Annotated in this window: 17 protein-coding genes; 9 read left to right on the top strand and 8 right to left on the bottom strand. The window is 47.9% G+C overall.

The window, feature by feature from the left end; all coding sequences use genetic code 11:
- Positions 1–66 precede the first annotated feature (66 nt).
- The gene (locus tag ACMVP2_RS22755; RefSeq protein ID WP_416865235.1) at positions 67–438 is read left to right on the top strand and encodes a DUF7009 family protein; all 372 of its coding nucleotides are present in this window, start codon (positions 67–69) and stop codon (positions 436–438) included.
- Here ACMVP2_RS22755 and ACMVP2_RS22750 read toward each other — a convergent pair.
- A complete protein-coding gene (locus tag ACMVP2_RS22750; protein ID WP_416865234.1) occupies positions 435–1028 on the bottom strand; it encodes a DUF4202 domain-containing protein in 594 nt (197 codons plus the stop codon). The two genes, ACMVP2_RS22755 and ACMVP2_RS22750, sit on opposite strands and share 4 nt — an antisense overlap.
- On the bottom strand, positions 1025–1804 hold the full coding sequence (gene cobA, locus ACMVP2_RS22745) for a uroporphyrinogen-III C-methyltransferase (protein WP_416868218.1): 780 nt from the start codon (positions 1802–1804) through the stop codon (positions 1025–1027). The genes ACMVP2_RS22750 and cobA overlap by 4 nt, the downstream gene beginning before the upstream one ends.
- Before the next feature lie 89 nt (positions 1805–1893).
- Between cobA and nirB the strand changes: the two genes are divergently transcribed.
- The 8 genes from nirB to ACMVP2_RS22705 all read left to right on the top strand — a co-directional run bounded on the left by nirB (position 1894) and on the right by ACMVP2_RS22705 (position 15252).
- A complete protein-coding gene (gene nirB, locus ACMVP2_RS22740; RefSeq protein WP_416865233.1) occupies positions 1894–4383 on the top strand; it encodes a nitrite reductase large subunit NirB in 2490 nt (829 codons plus the stop codon).
- Between the two features lie 41 nt (positions 4384–4424).
- Positions 4425–4793: a nitrite reductase small subunit NirD gene (gene nirD, locus ACMVP2_RS22735; RefSeq protein ID WP_416865232.1), complete on the top strand. Its 369-nt coding sequence runs from the start codon at positions 4425–4427 to the stop codon at positions 4791–4793.
- A 24-nt stretch (positions 4794–4817) separates the two neighbouring features.
- The gene (locus tag ACMVP2_RS22730; RefSeq protein WP_416865231.1) at positions 4818–6635 is read left to right on the top strand and encodes a type IV pili methyl-accepting chemotaxis transducer N-terminal domain-containing protein; all 1818 of its coding nucleotides are present in this window, start codon (positions 4818–4820) and stop codon (positions 6633–6635) included.
- A gap of 3 nt (positions 6636–6638) precedes the next feature.
- Complete coding sequence (locus ACMVP2_RS22725; protein WP_416865230.1) at positions 6639–7322, top strand: response regulator; 684 nt, start codon at positions 6639–6641, stop codon at positions 7320–7322.
- Between the two features lie 182 nt (positions 7323–7504).
- Positions 7505–8773, top strand: a complete 1269-nt coding sequence (locus ACMVP2_RS22720; protein ID WP_416865229.1) for an alginate export family protein — start codon at positions 7505–7507, stop codon at positions 8771–8773.
- A gap of 42 nt (positions 8774–8815) precedes the next feature.
- Positions 8816–10183: a NarK family nitrate/nitrite MFS transporter gene (locus ACMVP2_RS22715; RefSeq protein ID WP_416865228.1), complete on the top strand. Its 1368-nt coding sequence runs from the start codon at positions 8816–8818 to the stop codon at positions 10181–10183.
- Positions 10184–10293: 110 nt separating this feature from the next.
- On the top strand, positions 10294–13812 hold the full coding sequence (locus ACMVP2_RS22710; RefSeq protein ID WP_416865227.1) for a molybdopterin-dependent oxidoreductase: 3519 nt from the start codon (positions 10294–10296) through the stop codon (positions 13810–13812).
- 18 nt (positions 13813–13830) lie between these two features.
- The gene (locus ACMVP2_RS22705; RefSeq protein ID WP_416865226.1) at positions 13831–15252 is read left to right on the top strand and encodes a rubredoxin; all 1422 of its coding nucleotides are present in this window, start codon (positions 13831–13833) and stop codon (positions 15250–15252) included.
- A 186-nt stretch (positions 15253–15438) separates the two neighbouring features.
- Here the strand turns inward: ACMVP2_RS22705 and ACMVP2_RS22700 are convergent, their stop codons facing one another.
- The 6 genes from ACMVP2_RS22700 to ACMVP2_RS22675 form a co-directional block, all read right to left on the bottom strand.
- Positions 15439–15657 carry a GDCCVxC domain-containing (seleno)protein gene (locus tag ACMVP2_RS22700; RefSeq protein WP_151999410.1) on the bottom strand — a complete coding sequence of 73 codons (219 nt, stop codon included), beginning with the start codon at positions 15655–15657 and terminating at the stop codon, positions 15439–15441.
- A gap of 4 nt (positions 15658–15661) precedes the next feature.
- Positions 15662–15997 carry a heavy-metal-associated domain-containing protein gene (locus tag ACMVP2_RS22695; RefSeq protein ID WP_339793255.1) on the bottom strand — a complete coding sequence of 112 codons (336 nt, stop codon included), beginning with the start codon at positions 15995–15997 and terminating at the stop codon, positions 15662–15664.
- A gap of 8 nt (positions 15998–16005) precedes the next feature.
- Complete coding sequence (gene merTP, locus ACMVP2_RS22690) at positions 16006–16629, bottom strand: mercuric transport protein MerTP (RefSeq protein WP_416865225.1); 624 nt, start codon at positions 16627–16629, stop codon at positions 16006–16008.
- On the bottom strand, positions 16626–16997 hold the full coding sequence (locus tag ACMVP2_RS22685; RefSeq protein ID WP_416865224.1) for an ArsR/SmtB family transcription factor: 372 nt from the start codon (positions 16995–16997) through the stop codon (positions 16626–16628). The genes merTP and ACMVP2_RS22685 overlap by 4 nt, the downstream gene beginning before the upstream one ends.
- Before the next feature lie 247 nt (positions 16998–17244).
- The gene (locus ACMVP2_RS22680) at positions 17245–19260 is read right to left on the bottom strand and encodes a copper-translocating P-type ATPase (RefSeq protein WP_416865223.1); all 2016 of its coding nucleotides are present in this window, start codon (positions 19258–19260) and stop codon (positions 17245–17247) included.
- Between the two features lie 22 nt (positions 19261–19282).
- Positions 19283–19864 (bottom strand): DUF2911 domain-containing protein, encoded by a 582-nt coding sequence (locus ACMVP2_RS22675; RefSeq protein ID WP_416865222.1) that lies wholly within the window; start codon positions 19862–19864, stop codon positions 19283–19285.
- Positions 19865–19881 lie beyond the last annotated feature (17 nt).

The following is a 19881-nucleotide window of genomic DNA, read 5'->3' as shown; positions in this document are numbered from 1 at the left end:
TTGAATCAAGTTCTAAATAGAGAACGTCTAAGTATTTTTTCGTATTTTTGAGCAATAAGTCAGATTATGAAGTTAAGGCTAAGAGGTAACAGCATAAGGCTCCGTCTGGAGCAACATGAAATCGACGAATTGATTGACAAAGGTGAGGTATCCGAAAAGCTTCCCTTCTCCGATCACCAATCGTTTGGCTACACCCTGTCCACCAACAAAAACGGTGAATTCAAGGCGGTTTTTTTAGGCGCTATCATTAAGATTGAGGTGCCTCTTGGCCTGGCCAAAAGCTGGTCTGAGTCTGACGAAGAGGGCATTTATCAAACACTCAATGCCAATACCGCCTTCGAAATAAAGCTCGCTGTAGAAAAGGACTTTCAGTGCTTGCACAAGCGGCCCGAAGAAGATGAGACCGACCTTTTCCCTAATCCCAGGGCTAATGATTAGGCCTGTAAAGCCTTCTTGACCAACGCAGAGACATCGTCCGGCAATTCCATCGAAAGCGCCCACTGGTGGCAGCGATCCGTCATTTTCCCCCAGGTCTTTTGCAGGATATCTATGACTTTGGCCTCCTCATGTTGGGCAGCAAAGTCTTCAGCATAGTACTTAAGAAACACCAGGCACACCACATCCTCCAGCGTAGCCACCTCCCCCTCCTGCTTCACACCTTTCTTAATAATCAGGTTCCTGACGATATCAATGTCCGTTTGTGGGAATCCTCTTTTTTCCATAATGCCCGACAACTGATCGGCATGGTACAGCTTGAGCTTACTTCTCCACTTCAGGTAGCCGGGCCTGTCCATCGGAAAGCTGTTTCTCGGACTGTTCCACCGGCCAATGTGCTGGCCTCTTGCTGCAATTTGCAACTGCGCACTAGCGTGAGGGGCAAACAAGTGCAGCATTTCAGTCATTCGTACACTGTAGAGCAACTCCGTAGGATATGGCTTGCCATCGACCTCTACAAGCCTTGGGTCTTCCTTATTTACGCTATCGATGTCAGCCAGCGCAAGGTTCAGTCTTTCTTCTTCTGAAATCATGTTCTTTGTATCTCGGCAGCGGCCAGCTGAGATTCTATCAATTGCAAAGCACTTGCCACCACTTTACCTACAACAATGATAGCAGGAGTTTCAATTCCCTGCACCATCGATTCTTTATAAATAGACCAGGCAGGCGCAAAAAGCTTCCTTTCATCCTGCTGACTACCTTTGCTTATCACTGCCATGACTTCAGAATGACCTCTGTTTGTAGAAACTAGCTGCGCTATTTCGTTTAGCTTGCTCACTCCCATTAGAATGATCACGGTGCCTTTGCCAGCCACAGCCCAGCCCAACTCTTCAGTCAAGCTTCCGTCGCTTGCTGTGGCGGTCACTATTGTAATCCCCGCATTCACGCCTCTTACAGATAGCGGAATGCCTGCCAAAGGAGCAACGGCGAAAGCACTGCTGATACCTGGCACATAAGAAGTTTCTACACCGTGTTTCATAACATACTCCATCTCTTCAAAGCCTCTGCCAAACACAAACGGGTCACCCCCTTTGAGCCGCACCACCGTTCCGTACTTTCTGGCGTATCGCACAATCATCTTATTAATATAGTACTGCTGCACATGGTGGAGCCCCTTTCGCTTGCCCACAAAAACGTGCTGTGCGTTTGGTGCATACTCCGTGAGCAGTGCCTCATTGGCCAGGGCATCATACAATACAACATCAGCCGACTGGAGTGCCTTGGTTGCCTTCACGGTAATTAGCTCAATATCGCCCGGGCCAGCGCCTACCAAAATGAGCTTGGGAGTCTTTTTGTTGCCTGAAACCATATTTTTCAAAGATTTGATATTTTTTACGTAGTAAATCTAGCATTACTTAATTTAATTTAAGTATTTTTACGTAATTAATTTACGTAATTATGATAAACGTACTTGTAATTGGAAATGGCATGGTGGGCTACAAGTTTTGCGAAAAGCTTGTAAACAAAGCCCCGGGAGCCTTCAAAATCATCGTATTTGGCGAGGAGCCAAGTCCTGCCTACGACAGGGTTCATTTAAGTGAGTACTTCGCTCACAAGTCAGTAGAGCCACTACTAATGGCTCCAAGGCAGTGGTATGAGGAGAATGCGATAGAACTCATTACCAGTGAAATGGTGGTCAGCATCGACCGAGGTGCCAAAAGTGTAACAACTCACAAAGGAAGGATTTTCAACTACGACAAGCTCGTACTAGCCACTGGCTCCACTCCTTTCGTGCCACCTATCGAAGGTTCCAACAAATCAGGCGTTTTTGTCTACCGGACGGTAGAAGACCTGGATGCCATGGAAACCTACAGCAAAAACGCCAAGACCTCAGCTGTATTGGGCGGTGGGTTGCTTGGGCTTGAAGCTGCGAAAGCTGCCATGGACATGGGACTGGAGGCGCATGTGATAGAGTTTGCTCCCAGGTTGATGCCGAGGCAATTGGATGAAGCTGGATCCAATATGCTCCAAACCACACTTGAGTCAATGGGCCTTCATATCCATTTAAGCAAATCTACCGCAGGGATCCACGGCGATGAAGCGATGACATCCATGACCTTCACCGACGGAACTACGCTTGAGGCTGAAATGCTCATCATTTCCTGCGGTATACGGCCAAGAGACGAGCTGGCCAATGAATCCGGTCTTGAAAAAGGAGAAAGAGGCGGCATCAAAATCAATGAATCAGCGCTGACCAGTGACTGCGATATATATGCCATTGGCGAAGTGGCTTCCTACAAGGGCATGACTTATGGACTTGTGGCACCTGGCTACGATATGGCAACTGTGGCTGTCGAGCACCTGACAGGCGCTGATACAAAAGGCTTTACAGGTGCGGATATGTCAACCAAGTTAAAGTTGATCGGTGTGGACGTAGCCAGCTTTGGCGATGCCCTCGACGAGGGAAAGCAATACAAGTCCATCGTGTTTGAAGACAAGAACGCAGGCATCTACAAGCGTGTCAACATTTCCAAAGATGGAAAGAAACTCATGGGAGGTATTCTGGTGGGCGACGCCAGCAACTACAACATGCTGTTTCAGATGATGTTGAACGGAATGGCCCTGCCGCCACATCCCGAAGACCTGGTGATGGACACCAGCCGCCAGGGTTCACCTGCTGGAAACACAGTGGATATGCTTCCTGATGGTGCTCAGATATGTTCCTGCGAAAATGTGACCAAGGGAGCGCTGGTTCAGGCAGTTGAGGTAGATGGTGTAGAGCAATTTGCGGCATTGAAGACCTGTACCAAGGCAGGCACAGGGTGCGGTGCCTGCAGCCCGATGGTCAACGATATATTGACCGCCACACTTAAGAAAATGGGCAAAAAGGTGAGAAAGGTGTTGTGCGAGCACTTTGCCTACACAAGGCAGGAGCTCTTCGATTTGGTGAAGCTCAACAATATCCATTCCTTCGACCAGCTGATCAACGATTATGGCAAAGGACATGGCTGCGAAACCTGCAAACCTGCGGTTGCTTCCATACTAGCCAGCGCATGGAATGGGCTTATCCTCAAGCAAGACACCATTCAGGACACCAACGACCGTTTTTTAGCCAATATCCAAAAGGGTGGCACTTACTCTGTTATTCCAAGGATAGCGGGTGGAGAAATCACCCCGGAAAAGCTCATTGTGATCGGCGAGGTAGCTAAAAAATATGACTTGTATGCTAAAATAACCGGCGGTCAGCGCATTGACTTACTTGGCGCAAGAATTGACCAACTGCCCGAGATCTGGGAAGAGCTCATCAACGCCGGCTTTGAAAGTGGCCACGCTTACGGCAAAGCTCTTCGTACTGTAAAAAGCTGCGTAGGCAGTTCATGGTGCCGCTATGGCCTGCATGACTCAGTAAGCTTTGCGATCAGAATTGAAGAGAGGTACAAAGGCCTTAGAGCGCCCCACAAAATAAAAAGTGCCGTATCGGGCTGCCGGAGAGAATGTGCAGAAGCGCTCAGCAAAGACTTCGGCATCATCGCCACTGAGAAAGGCTGGAACCTATACGTTGGCGGCAATGGTGGAGCGAACCCACAACATGCCGTGCTTTTGGCGGGGGATATCGACGATGAGACTTGTATTGCCTATATCGACAGGTTCCTGATGTTTTACATCAAAACTGCTGAGCCGCTTAACCGCACGGCCACGTGGATGAACAAATTAGAAGGAGGCCTGGACTACCTGAAGCAAGTGGTGGTGGAAGACTCCCTGGGCATGGGCAAACAGCTGGAAGCCGAAATGCAATTGCTGGTGGAAGCCTATGCCTGTGAGTGGAAAGAAGTGGTAAACAATCCGGCTTTGAGAGCCCGGTTCAAACACTTTGTGAACAGCCCCGAGGCAGATCCGTCACTTAAATTTGACAAGCAAAGAGCACAGAAAGTACCCGCAGGGTGGTAGCCACTTGCCCTGCAAGCCAACATCATAAAAACGACAAACAAATGACTGCAAACCAACATACTTCCCAAACACTGACCGACACTGTTAACTGGCACCTGGCCGCCAGGGTTGAGGACTTCCCTGAAAACGGAGGGGCCTGCGTATACGTTAAAGGCAAACAGATCGCCGTTTTCAATTTTTCTGCCAGAAATGAATGGTACGCCTGTCAGAATATGTGCCCACATAAGCAGCAAATGATCCTGAGCCGTGGAATGATCGGTTCTCAGGCAGAGGAGCCCAAAGTGGCCTGTCCCTTTCACAAAAAAACTTTCTCACTGTCGACTGGTAAAAGCCTCAATGGAGATACCTGCGACATCGACACCTATCCAATCCGGGTGGAGGAAGGCGTTGTTTACATAGGTTTGTCCTAAATTAGGGCAGCAGTTGTCGATTCCATGAACCAAAAGCACGTAAGATCCAAATTTGAGAGGTTAGGTAGGTTTTACATTCTGGCGCTATCCGGTATAGCTGCGATCATTATCATTAGTCAGGTGCTTATTCAGAACTTTATCGCAAGCCAGCAGGATGATTCTCATGTGATCAACGTGGCGGGCAGGCAACGGATGCTGAGCCAACGGATAGCAAAAGCATCGCTACTTATTTCCCAATCGGAGAGCCTGGAGGAGATGCAACAGTATGCCGGCGAATTGAAAAACGTGGTTGATCTTTGGGAAACCTCGCACAATGGTTTGTTGAAAGGCGATACCGCAGCTGGTCTGAAGGGGGAAAACAGCCCGCAAATTGAATCAATGTTTGAAACAATTACCCCCTACTACATCACTATCGTCGAAAATTCCAGAGCCCTGATAGCCAGAGTTGCTTCCCGCTCTAGTTTTGATGAGCCACTACGGGTTGCAGTAAAAGAACTCACTGCTATCATCCTGCAGAACGAAGGGCCATTCCTTGCCGCCATGGACGACATCGTGTTTCAGTATGACAAGGAAGCACGGGCCCGGGTTGATAAACTAAGCGTTACCGAGCTCATATTGGTGGCCATTTCCCTCTCTATTATAATTCTTGAGTTCATTTTCATCTTTCAGCCCACCGCCAGAAACGTTAACCAAACCATTAAAAACCTCGCAGAGTCGGAGCTGTCCTCCAATCAGATGGCGCACGAAATCAACAGGCTTTATGTGGAGCTAGGCAAGTCTTATCAAGACCTGGAAGCGATAAAGGTGGAGCCCAAAAGCTATGCCGTCCTCTGCAAAACCAGGGGCGACGGTGCCATTTACTGGGTGTCCGAGTTTATGAGGGAAAAGTTTGTTGACGAAACCACCAAGCTTCCCGAGTCGCTTTTCGATTTTTTCAAGCAGGACGGACACCAGAGAGATGCCATAGAAGGTGTGAAGAAACTTCTGAGTGAGGGAAAAACCTGGACAGGAGAAATGAAATTTACCGAAGTATCGGGAGACTTTCTCTGGCTTGATTTAACCATTACTCCCACCACCAACCGCACTGGCAGCAACGAATTGATGGTAGTTGGCAGAGACATCACCGACGTGAAGGAAGCGCAAATGATGGCCCGGGAGCTCAACCGTGAAAAAATTGAGAAGAGCGTCAACGAGCTTCGCTACAGATCCGTGCTGATACTTGAAGGTCAGGAAGAAGAACGCAGCCGCCTGGCCAAAGAGCTGCACGACGGTATCGGGCAAATGCTCACCGCCATGAAGATGAACCTGGATTCCGTGTCGTTGACTGGGGCCAGCCACAACAGGCAGCGGCTCGACGACATTAAGCATTTTCTCAACAGTGTGATGAAAGAGGTTCGCCGTGTGTCCTTCAACCTGGCACCCAGCAGCCTGAGCGATTTTGGATTGGTGCCAGCCGTGCGAAAGTTTTGCGCAGAGGTCAACAAGGTATCTGAAATTGAGGTTGAGTTCGTAGACAAAACGCAGTTCATCAACCGGTTGGAGAACAATATCGAGATGAACATCTACCGGATTGTGCAAGAAGGAGTGAATAATGCCATTAAATATTCGGGAGCTAAAAAAATAACGATAACTTTCTCCCATAATCCGAGCCAGCTCACTATTAGTATTGTGGATGACGGCAAAGGTTTCGATTACAAACAACTGGCGGAAACCGGCCACTTTACGGAATCGGGGCATGGCATTTTCAACATGAAAGAAAGAGCCGCTTTTGTAGACGCTGATTTCCAGATTGAATCCGAAAAGGGAACGGGAACACATATCGCTATAACAGTACCTATATAAACTATGCCTGCTATCAGAGTAGTCCTTGCCGATGACCATGAAATTGTAAGGAACGGCATTAAAATATTATTGGAAAGTGAAGGAGATTTGGAGGTAGTGGGTGAAGCCTCCGACGGGCAGGAAGCGCTGGATGAATGCAAAAGCAAGCAGCCTGACATTTTGATTGTGGACATCAACATGCCAAAAATGAATGGAATCGAAACCATTCGCCAGCTCAAAGCCTACTCACCCTCCACCAAAGCCCTGGTACTTTCCATGCATGAAGATGAGGAGTATATCCTTCAATCTGTAGAAATGGGCGCTACGGGGTATTTACTGAAAGGCTCAAATAAACAAGAGTTTCTCAAAGCCATTCATACGGTTCAAAAAGGAGAAAAATACTTCACCGGTGATATCTCCAATATTTTGGTGCAGCACTACCTCAACCTGAGAAACAAAACTGCTACCTCGCCCACTCCACAAGAAACAGGGGACAATGCCCTGACAAAGCGGGAAAAGGAAATTTTAAGCCTGATCTACAAAGGCGAAAGCAATAAAGACATTGCCGAAAAACTAGACAAAAGCGTTCGGACTATTGAAACACACCGTTTCAACATCATGAAAAAGCTCGATGCCAATAACCTGGCTGAGCTTCTACGTAAAATTGATGGGGATACCTCTCTGAAACAGGCTTTGGAGTTAAACTAGGCAAAATGCTTTTATCCTTATTGTAATTTTTACACAAATCTAAAAGAAATCCTTGCCAAATATTCAATATAGACTACCCCGGATTGCAAGTGCTCTATTTTTACGTATAATTACGTAATTTCTTATTATATTTCTAAGTAGTTTAAGTGTTAGTACGTACTTTTACATGAAAGACGTACAGCATGAGAAAAATCTACCTATTCCTATTCATTTCCTGCCTGGCTGCTATTGAGGTTAGTGCCCAATTCAGTATTGGTGGAGAGGTACGACCACGTACAGAGTATCGCCATGGTTTTAAGACCCTGGCCAGCGAGGATGCCAAACCGGCATTCTTTACCGAGCAGCGCTCCAGGCTCTATTTTGACTACAAGTCTGACAAGGTATCGGCTAAAATCACCCTCCAGGATATCCGCCTATGGGGCGGTGCCACGCAGGTTTACAAGTCCGATGCAGCACTAACCAACGTGTATGAAGCCTGGGGACAATACAATTTCACGGAAGCCCTTTCCATCAGGGTCGGTCGGCAGGCGCTGGATTACGACAACGCCCGCATACTGGGCAACCTGGGCTGGGCTGCACAGGGCAGGTCACACGATCTGGCACTTTTCCAATGGCAGAAGAACCAATCGAAGTGGCATGTTGGTGCAGCCTTCAATCAGGAAGATGTACTGTCTCCCTCCGAGCCTGGCAGACTTAAGAATACCTACTACTTTCTGGGAGGAAACTACAAAACCATGCAGTTTTCCTGGTTTAATCAGGCTTTCGAATCCGGTAATGTGTCTTTTCTTGTGCTCAACAACGGGGTGCAATCTGCGGTTGATTCGGTAGTCTATTTCAGCCAAACAGCCGGGGCATACGCAGTTAAAAAACTTGGTAAGATAAGCCTGAATGGTGAAGCTTATTATCAGTTTGGCAAGAATCCGGCAGGCAAGTCCATAGGTGCCTTCTTAGTGGCTGCCAACATTACCTACCCTGTGGGAAAGACACCAGTCACTTTGGGTGTCGACTACCTGAGCGGAGCATCCTCCACCAGCAGCAAAGACAATGCTTTCAACCCTCTTTATGGTACTCACCACAAGTTCTATGGGTACATGGACTACTTCTACGTGGGCAACGGGCACAGCAACGTGGGCATCAAAGACCTTTATCTAACAGCTAAATTCAAACTCTCTGAAAAAGGAGCACTTGAAACCGGCGTTCACCAGTTCATTAGCGGTTCCGAGATTCCATCCGCAGATAACAGTTCCTACAAAACCAACCTTGGTACTGAGCTTGATCTGGTTTTCAGCCAGGCTTTCAACAAAGATGTGCTTTTGCATGTCGGCTATTCCCAAATGATGGCCACCTCCAGCATGGAAATCATTAAGCCTGGGGGTAGCAGCAGCGCTTTTAACAACTGGGCATGGGTCATGCTGACCATCAAGCCTACTTTCTTCGAATCTGCCCCCTGACCTATTCATACAATCAATTCATCCATTCAAAAAGAAATGACCATGAGTATCATGACAAAATCAAATAAGGCAACCCGGATTGATATGTTCAATTTCAGTTCGGTACAAATGCGCACATTTCACCTTACCTGGCTGGCCTTTTTCCTTTGCTTTTTCGGCTGGTTTGGTTTGGCCCCTATGCTGCAAATCGTTCGAGACGACCTTGGCATCACCACCGACCAAATTGTAACCACTAATATGGTGGCAGTAGCTTCTACTGTCTTCATGAGGCTCTTTGTTGGCTGGCTTTGCGATAAAATCGGACCACGTATCACCTATACCTGGCTTCTGGTGCTGGGTTCTATCCCTGTGATGCTGGTAGGCCTTTCTCAAAGCTACGAGCAGTTCCTTATCGCCCGTATGTTCATCGGAGCTATTGGTGCCTCATTTGTCATTACCCAATTTCACACCTCGGTGATGTTCGCTCCTAACGTGGTGGGCACCGCCAATGCCACAACTGCTGGCTGGGGCAACCTGGGCGGCGGCGTGACTCAACAGGTAATGCCCTTCGTTTTCGCAGGAGCGCTGGCTTACTTTGGTTCTGAGCACCTCGCCTGGCGCTACGCCATGATAGCTCCCGGCTTTCTGCTGCTGGTAATGGGCTTTGTTTACTACAGATACACAAAAGACACACCTGAGGGCAACTACTCAGAAATAGAAGAGAAGGTAGCGCATTCGAAATCAGGCAACAGTGGCAAGGTTTTCAAAGAGGCCTTGAAGGACTACAGAGTTTGGGCTTTGTTTCTCATCTACGGAGCTTGCTTCGGTGTGGAGTTGATCGTGAATTCAAAGGCGGCACTCTACTTTGCCGATTATTTCACCATGGATCTGAAAACTGCAGGCCTGATTGCCGGCCTGTTCGGCCTGATGAATCTTTTCGCTCGCTCTCTTGGCGGCATGCTGGGCGACAAGTTTGGCAAAAGCAACGGACTTAGAGGCAGGGTAAAATGGCTCTTTGTTTCCCTTTTCTGCCAGGGAATTGCTCTTGTGATATTCTCACGGATGGGCACAATACCAACCATTATTGGCTCACTGCTGGTTTTCAGCATCTTTGTCCAAATGAGCGAAGGAGCCACGTTTAGCGTGGTGCCATTTGTTAACAAAAAGGCCTTAGGCGCAGTATCTGGCATTGTTGGTGCTGGCGGCAACGCCGGCGCCGTAGCAGGCATGTTCCTCTTCAAGAAAGAGCTCACCGGCCTTGAGTGGCCTGAGTCGTTTATGATTCTGGGCTTCATTGTGGTGGCTGTATCGTTTACAGTTTTTGCCGTCAAATTCTCGCCCGTCATGGAAAAGGAAGCAGAAAAAGAAATGGAGGAATTGCTGGCTTCTGTTAAGGAGACTCAGTTGAGTCCGGAACGTGTACCCGCATAACTTTTCATACTACTGAATTGGTTAAAAGGAACCCTGGGGCGGCGCAAATTGGAAATGGAAACCTGCCGCCCCACTGTTCCCTTTTTCATTGACCCTTTAGATTGACTCTTATGAAAGAATCTGCAGATAAAGTCTTTAAATCAACCTGCTCCTATTGTGGTACGGGGTGTGGCGTAGAAGTATCTGTTGACAAAAGAGGAAGGCTGAACTTAACCGGTGATGCGAGTCACCCGGTGAACAAGGGCATGCTCTGCTCTAAAGGGAGGAACCTCCATTATACTGTTTCCGATCACTCCGATCGCCTCCTCTACCCACAAATGCGGTGGAGCAAATCGCACCCCATGCAAAGAACAGACTGGGACACCGCCATTGGCAGAGCGGCTGCGGTGTTCAAGTCTTTAATTACTAAATACGGCCCTGACTCCGTAGGCTTTTATGTGTCGGGCCAATGCCTGACCGAAGAATATTATCTGGTCAATAAGTTAACCAAAGGCTTTATTGGCACCAACAATATCGACACCAACAGCCGCTTGTGCATGAGTTCAGCTGTGGCGGCCTATACCCAAAGCCTTGGTGAAGACTCAGTGCCCATCTCCTACGAAGACATAGAACTGGCCGATTGCTTTCTCATTGCAGGCGCCAATCCGGCCTGGTGCCACCCCATCCTTTTTCGCCGACTTGAACAACACAAAGAACAACACCCTGACATCAAAGTGATCGTTATCGACCCAAGGATCACCGATTCGTGTAGCCTGGCTGACCTGCATATACAACTCCGGCCGGGCACCGACACGGTCCTGCTTCACGCTATAGGAAGATGCCTGATTGAAAATGGTGATATCGATCTCGAATTTGTTCAGAACCATACCGACGGCTACGAAAACTACAAACAAAAAGTACTCAGCACCTCTCTGGAAGAAGCTGCCAGTATCTGCGATGTTCCGCAGGAGCAAATCAAGCAGGCTGCCAGCTATATTGGCAATGCTACTGGCTTTATTACCATGTGGGCCATGGGGCTCAACCAAAGCACTGAGGGGCTGAGCAAAAACCTGGCACTGATCAACCTGAACCTCGTCACAGGCCATGTAGGTAAACCAGGTTCGGGGCCCTTCTCACTCACTGGTCAGCCCAATGCCATGGGAGGCCGGGAGGTGGGCGGCATGGCAACCCTGCTGGCATCGCACAGAAACCTGCTGAATCCTGAACACCGAAATGAGGTGGCCGCCTACTGGGGCGTGGACCATATTTCAGAGAAGCCGGGCAAAACAGCCACGCAGATGTTCGAAGCGTTGCGAAGCGGAGAGATGAAAGCCATCTGGATCATTTGCACCAACCCAGTGGTGAGCATGCCCGACGCCCGCCTGGTAGATGAAGCGCTGAAAAACGCTCGATTTGTGGTGGTGCAGGACATCTCCAGCAAGTCGGACACCTTGCAGTATGCGGATCTTGTGTTGCCTGCTGCTGGCTGGTTGGAAAAGGAAGGTACCATGACCAACTCCGACCGGCGCATTAGTCACCTGAACAAAGTGATATCTCCTCCGGGCGAAGCTTTGGCTGATAGTGAGATCCTGATCCGTTTTGCCAGGCAAATGGGCTACCATGGCTTTGATTACCAAAATCAGGCAGAAATTTATGCCGAGCACTGCAGCATGACCCGGGGCACGAAAATCGACATTTCAGGGCTTAGCTACGAAAGACTAAAAAATGAGGGCTCTTTTCAATGGCCCGTTCCAGACTCGGTTCACCCGGGGACACCGAGGCTTTTTACCGACAGACAGTTTTATACTGCTTCGGGCAAAGCGCAAATCAAATCTGACACGCCTACCAATGTAACTGAGCCGCTAACCCCAGATTATCCTCTCATCCTTACCACGGGCCGCATCCGTGACCAGTGGCACACCATGACTCGCACCGGCAAAGTCAATAAGCTGAAGCAGCACATCGGCAAGCCATTTCTCGAAATTCACCCTCAAGATGCCTCAGCAAGAGGTATCAAAGAAGGAATGTCAGTAGAAATTGAAAACAGCCGGGGCAGCGTGCAAGTGGTGGCTAAATTGACAGACACCATCAAAAAAGGGGTTGTTTTCCTGCCCATGCATTGGGGCAAAACATTGCAGAAAGACCTCACAAGGGCCAACAACCTTACTTCTTCGGCTTTTGATCCCACCTCCAAGCAGCCAGGGTTCAAATTTTCAGCGGTAGAAGTAAAACCGCATAAGAAACCAGCGCAGAAAATTGTCATTGTCGGTGCTGGGGCAGCAGCCTATCGCTTCATCAACACCCACCGGGAGCTCAACCCGGACGACGAAATCCATGTGTTTTCAAAGGAAGAATTTCCGTTTTATAACCGGGTATTGCTGCCTGAATACATCAACGATCAAAAGCAGTGGGAAGACTTGCTCAAATTTAAAATCGGAGAATTCGAGAAGCTCAATGTGCATTTGCATCAGTCGAACAGTATTGAAAACATTGATCCAGCGCTCAAGATGGTCACTGACCAGTTTGGTGTGAGCCATAGCTACGACACCCTGGTGATGGCCACTGGCAGCCGTGCGTTTGTACCATCCGATGTCCCTATACATTTGCCGGGCATTTTCACCATGCGAGACCGCCGCAATGCCGACGAGCTGAAAGCCACCGTGGGCGAGGGTAATCATGTAGTAGTTGTGGGCGGTGGATTGCTTGGCCTGGAGTTGGCCGCTGCTCTTGCTGAAGTAAAAATTAAGGTGAGCATTATCCAGCTCTCATCCCGATTGATGGAACGCCAGCTTGATAGCCTTGCCAGCAATTTATTGCGGCAGGAAATTGAAAACATGGGCATACAGGTATACACCAACGATCAGGTGCAGTCGGTACAAAGGATCAATGAGCAGTGCCTGGAGGCCAAGCTAAAAAGCGGTAAGAGCCTCATCAGTCATGCTATTGTGTATGCCATAGGTACCAGACCCAATCTGGAGCTAGGCAAAGAGGCGGGCCTTGACTGTGGCCGGGGCATCAAGGTCAACGATTACATGCAAACCAGCGACCCGAGTATCTACGCCCTGGGCGAAATAGCGGAGCACGACGGACAACTCAACGGCATTACTGCCGCCGCTGAGAAACATGCAGACGTGCTGGCTCATTACCTCAATGGCGACCTGAGCAGCCGATTCACAGGTTGCACACCCATGAACATTCTGAAAATGGCAGATGTCTCGCTGTGCTCCATAGGCATGGCAGAGGCACCTGAAAATGACCCCGCCTATGATGAGATACTACTTGTAGACAAAGGTCTCTCCTACTACAAGAAGTGCATCATTCATCACGACAAGCTGGTGGGCGTGATTCTCATGGGCGATAAGGCAGAGTTCGCCGAATTCAGGGAGTTGATAGAGAATGGCACTGAGCTGTCGGACAAACGAAAAAGCTTGCTGCGGTCGGGCTCGCAAAAAGAAGCTGTGCTGGGCAAACTGGTTTGCAGCTGCAACAATGTGGGCGAAGGCAATATCAAAAAAGCTATTGCCGGTGGATGCAGCGATTTACCCTCCCTTTGCAAAGCAACAGGCGCCGGACTCGGCTGTGGCAGCTGCAAACCTGAAGTAAAAAACATCTTGAATCTTGAGGCTATTCCTGCCGAAGTTCTAAATTGACCGTGAGTGCAAGAAACAATGGATAAACTCAATCTGGTAAGGGTATTTGTAAAGGGTGGCATCATTTCACCAGGCGACTTTTTGAAGATCATTCAAACCGCCAGCCATTTGGGCTCTTCGTATATCCATTTTGGCTCCAGGCAGGACATCCTCTTTCCAGCGGACACCTTCGATAGAGGCTATCTTGATAAAACATTTGCTTCCATTCAAACAGACTACGAAATCAACGCCAATCAGTACCAAAACATAGTAACGTCCTACGTCTCGCTTGACGTAATGCCCCGTAGAAGCTGGCTGGCACCACATATCTACCACTATATACTCGACTCGTTTGACTACCGGCCCGGCTACAAAATCAACATTGTCGACCCCAGCCAAAGCATGGTGCCGCTGGTTTCTGGTCAATTCAATTTCATAGCATCGGGTATTGAAAACTATTGGCATTTGTACCTCAGGTCAGATGAAATGGGTAGCAGGCCCTGGGCGGCACCCAGCTTGATTTATGGCTATGACATAGCAAAGATGGCCAGAGCACTGGAAGAAGCCAGAAACGAAAAAGGAGACATATCCTTTGAAAGCCTGTACCAGACAGCCATGGAACGAGTAAAAATTAACACGCAACCTGTAAAAGAAGCCCTGGTTTATCCTGATGTCAACTTCCCTTACTACGAAGGATTCAACCGTATACCCGATGGCAAATATTGGCTGGGACTTTACTGGCGAAACAATCAGTTTGACATCAAGTTTTTGAAAGCGCTTTGCCAGCGATGTATCGAAACAGATATAGGAAAGATCAGCCTGTCGCCATGGAAATCTTTCATCATCAAAGGCATTGAAGACAAACATAGGATTGGCTGGGAGAAACTGCTGGGCAGGTATGGCATCAATATGCGGCACTCATCGCTGGAGTTGAACTGGCACATTCCCGTGCTGGATAAAGAAGCCATGGAACTGAAAAGCTTTCTGGTGCGGGAAATGGACAAAATGGACATCAGCACTTATGGCCTCACGTTCTCCATCGTATCCTCCAAAAACGTGACGCTATTTACCTCTGTAGTCATCGAAAGAAATGAAGCAGTGGGCGAAGTGCCAACATACAATATCCAGTTCTCCAAAGACTTCAACCCCAATCTCATGGAGTATCAGTACTTTGTGAAAGACATCACAAAGGAAATCATCCCTCCCCTGCTACTGGAGCTTAGCTACATGTACTACGAGCAATTGGATGAAAAGAGCAATGAAAGAAAAAAAGAGATCAAATTAGAGCTTTCAGATGCAAAGTCGCACTACCAATGCGAAGAGTGTTTGACTATTTATGATGAAGTGCTTGGAGATGTGGAGCAGGGGATTACTGCTGGCACTTCATTCAAGGCACTCCCTGATGATTATTCATGTCCAACTTGTGGTGCCTCGAAGAAGAAGTTCAGGCTATCTTCTTGAGAAAGTGAGCCGTAGTTGCATTTTAAAGCCTTGGTCGACAGTCTTTTTTGGTCGCTTCCGCCAAAAGCACCTTTGCACCCATATGAACAAGTCGCTGTGCGTAGTTATAAGTCTACTTTTTACCCCCTTGCCAAAGAAAGTCGGGGAAGACTTTCTCGTATCAACAGCCGCACCATCATTATTTCATTAGCAACAATTGCTTTTACCACCCTCCTGAATTGAAGGACATGCATTAGTACCATAGCTGCAATACACACAGCAATCGCCGGCTTTGGGCTTTAGCACTTCGTGACAGCTTTCACATTCATAGAAGAATTGACAAGCGTCAGTGGGCATCGTCTCTTCCTTTTGGTGCCCGCAGACAGGGCAGGTTAGTATAGATTGTAGCTCGATTTCTTTTTCCATGATTTCAATTACCTTTTTCCCTTGGCTCAATGTATAACGCTGCTTTATAAGAAGTTTTCTTCTCAATAGCTGCAATCAGTTCTGAAGGTTTAGTCTTTTTATCGTCGTATTTAATAATAGCAATATCCCCTGGGTACTCTACATGGTTGTCGAGTACACCTTTCGTTTCCTGCAATACTTTGAATACGTGGGTGGCACAGCCTGCGCATGTCAAGCCAGTAATCTTCAGCTTCACCTCTGCTTCGTTCTTTGAAGTCGGGCTCTCGTCGGGAGTAGTTTGTCCGTAAACGGAAAGTCCTATCATTCCCATCACGACAACAGCTAGTACTATCTTTTTCATTTTCAGCATTATTCGTTTATAACTTGTTTATCGGACACTATATAGCCCGTTTCAACTTCCACAGCCTTAGCTAGTTCTTCTAAACTCACTTTTGATTGATCGAATTTCACCGTAGCTATTCCTGTTTCATACGATGACGTGGCCTCCAATACCCCTGGGCTTTGTGTAAGTGCATGATTTACGCTGTGCTCACATCCCGTGCAGGTCATTCCCTTTACAATCAGATGAGCTTCTTTTATGTCATTTTCCTTCACAACAATGATCTGACTGGTTGGTTGATCAGAAAAGAAGATGCCAGAGTAAGATGGAAAGGCCATCACAACAATGGCAAAAAGGGTCACGATTCCCAGAAATTTCTTCGATTGCCAGAAAGAGGGCTTTTCCTCTTCCTCACAGGCGCAGTCTATTTGTTCCTGCACTCTGGGTTTGAGCTTTTGATACCAGGCGAAAGCAAGTACAGCCACTGCAAGACCTATCAGGTAGGGCCGCAATGGCTCCATCCATGAAAAAGCAGAGGCAATACCTCCTACTCCCGCAAGCACAGAAAAGACTGGGGTGATACAACACAACGAGGTAGTAATGGCCGCCAGCAGGCCAATACCCGCAGTTTTGGATGATTTTGCAGCGCTCATGATTCAACTGTTCTTTTAGAAGTAGAAAGAATATCAAAAACAGGCAATAATAATTCAGTGGGCTGGGCAACCAGCGAATAAAAGACCGTTTGACCAACTTTCTTGTCCACTACAAGGCCTCCGTCTTTGAGCTTTCGCAAGTGCTGCGAAACTCCGCCGACTGAGATTTCCAAAACGTCACTCAAATCACAAGGGCACATCTCGCCTTCCCGCTTTAGTAAATAAAGAATTTTGAGACGAGCAGCGTTGCCGGATAAATTAAAAAGCCTGGTCAAATTTTTAAGGGTACCTTCCAGTTCATTTAGTTCATCCTTGCATTCTTGAATTTGGACATGATCCGCTAATACCCTGATACACGTGTTGCTCATACGTTTTAATGTTTTAGTATATACTTAAACACTAAGATAGAAAAAGGGTTTCAATATTTTAGTAAAAACTAAAATATTATTATCCGCTGGTGCTATTCTTACCGAAGATTAAAGCACAGTTAGGGGTAGCAGGAGGTCAGCTGCTATGCAAGTTTGCTAGCATGAACTCACGCCATTTTTGCGCATTCAAATAAATACTCAAATATGAATGGATTACCTCTACATCTATGCTGGCGGCAGACTGAAGTTATTTCATACTCCGCCTCAGCAACTGCGCATTGATAGCGACTATCACAGTGCTCAGGCTCATGAACACCGCACCAATAGCAGGACTTATTACCAACCCGGGAATAAAGCCTGTCGCTAATGGCAGCGCAAAAGCGTTATAGCCGGTAGCCCACACTAAATTTTGTATCATCTTTTTGTAGGTGGCTCTCCCAAAAATCACAAGATTGGCAATGTCCTTTGGGTTGCTATTTACCAAAATGATATCTGCTGTCTCTGCTGCCACATCAGTCCCGGACCCTACAGCTATTCCTACATTGGCCTGAGCAAGGGCCGGCGCATCGTTGACACCGTCGCCTGTCATGGCTACAAAGTGCCCTTCCTTCTGCAGCTTCTTAATGATGTCGACCTTTTGGTCGGGCAGCACCTCGCTGTAATAGCCATCGAGGTCCAGTTTTTCACTGACCGCCTTGGCCGTCTTTTCATTGTCGCCTGTTGCCATGAAGAGCTTCATTCCTTTCGCTCTGAGCGTTTTGATGGCCTCAGTACTTTCCTCCCTTATTTTATCCGACAAAGCTATAAACCCAACCAGTTTGTCTTCCCTGATCACGAATACGATCGTTTCAGCAGCGTCAGAGCCAGCCTCTTTCGGAATATCAATATTCTTTTCTCTTAAATAACCCGGGCTTACTACTTTCCAATTTTTACCGTCAACACGTCCCTGAATACCTTTCGATGTCAGCGACTCAAAACTCTTTACGTTCTTCAGTTTCAGTTTTGCTTCTTTGGCGGCTTTCACAATGCCCTGTGCAATAGGGTGCTCGGAGCTTTGCTCTAACGATGCCACAGCAGCCATCATCTCTTCTTTAGAGAGGCTCTTGGTCAGGCTTTCGAACCTCGAAACACCGAATTTACCTTCGGTAAGAGTGCCTGTTTTATCAAAAACAAAGGCAGTAATCTTTCTTGCATTTTCAAAGGCAGTTCTGTTTCTGATCAGCAAGCCCTTGCCTGCCGAAACAGCCGTGGAAATGGCAACGACGAGAGGAATGGCCAATCCCAATGCGTGTGGACAGGATATTACCATCACCGTCACCATGCGCTCCAGGGCATAGTCCATTGGCTTGCCCATGGCCAACCATACGATGAGCGTAATCGCACCGGCGCTTATGGCCACATATGCCAGCCACTTGGCGGCCGTATTGGCCAGGTTCTGCGTTTTAGACTTCGCCTTTTGTGCGTCCTGCACAAGTTTAATCACTTTATTGAGGTAGCTCTCCTCCCCCGTCTTTTCTACCTTTACTTTGAAGGATTGATTGCCATTCACAGATCCCCCAATGACCTGATCGCCTTTTGCTTTCTTAGCTGGTTTGCTTTCGCCAGTCAGCATGCTTTCGTCCAGGTAGCTCTCGCCCTCCACTATGATACCATCAGCGGGAAGCTTTTCGTTGGCCTTAATGAGTATAATGTCATTCTTCTTTAGTTCAGACACTTTCACGTCCATCACATGATCGTCGTGAACAAGGTGCGCCTCCGCTGGCATCATCTGCACCAGAAGCTCCAGCGCACGGGAAGCACCCATCACCGACTTCATCTCAATCCAGTGGCCCAGCAGCATGATGACAATTAGCGTGGCCAGCTCCCAAAAAAAATCCTTTCCCTCCAAACCAAATACGACCGCTGAGCTATACCCGTAAGCCACGGTAATGGCCACAGCAATCAGCAGCATCATGCCAGGTGTCTTCTCCTTTACCTCATCAATAAGCCCTTTCAGGAAAGGCCAACCCCCGTAGAAGAAAATGAGCGATGACAGTCCAAATAAAACATATTGATCTCCTGCAAAACCGAATTCAAATCCCAACCACTCCTGAATCATTTTGGATAGTGCCAAAATAGGAACAGTAAGAACAATCGACACCCAAAACCTCTTCTTGAAATCCTCTATCATGTGGGCGTGGTGACCGTGGTGACCCGAACCGCTGTGTTTAGAATGGTCTTGAGCATGATGCTCTTGATTGCTAGTATGACGATGATGTTCCATTGTGCTGATTTTAAGTCTGTTACTATTTGTCGCTGAACTCCAGAGTCACACCCAGTTTTTCCCACGTCATGGTAATAGCTCCCTTGCCATCGCCTTTGTCCTCAATATTATAGTTAAGCCTTTCCTGGAGCGGAAGATCAGTTTGAGGTACCACTTCAACACGTACCACGTCTTCGGCTGCGGAATAATCATCTGCCAAATGTTGTTCCCAATTTCTATTGATAATTATCTGCCAAGAGTCCTTACCGGGAATGGTGAATAAGGCATACTTTCCTTCTGGTACCGTTACCCCACCTATTTTCACCGCCTTCGAAAAAGTGACGCTGGTAGCACTGTGAGCACCCGTCACCCACACTTCGTTGAAAGGCACAAGGCCTCCCCATATCACCCGTCCTCTGGCTCCGGGAGCGTGGTATGCCATAGAAACGTACACGCCTCCCACCTGTCCATGGGCTTCCTTGGGGATGCTTTTTTTCAGGGTATCCACCGAAGCAACTACAGGTTCGGTGGCGTGGTGCTGGTGCTCATCCGTGGAAGATTTCTTTGACTCGCAGGCGGCTGTTAGCAGCACCAACGCTAATAAAAGATAACTTAGGTTTTTCATGATGGTTTGTTTATTTG

Source organism: Imperialibacter sp. (genome assembly GCF_048007035.1).
Classification (GTDB): Bacteria; Bacteroidota; Bacteroidia; order Cytophagales; family Cyclobacteriaceae; genus Imperialibacter.
Note: the sequence above shows the minus strand (reverse complement) of the source record. Positions and strands in the feature narration are given on the sequence as shown.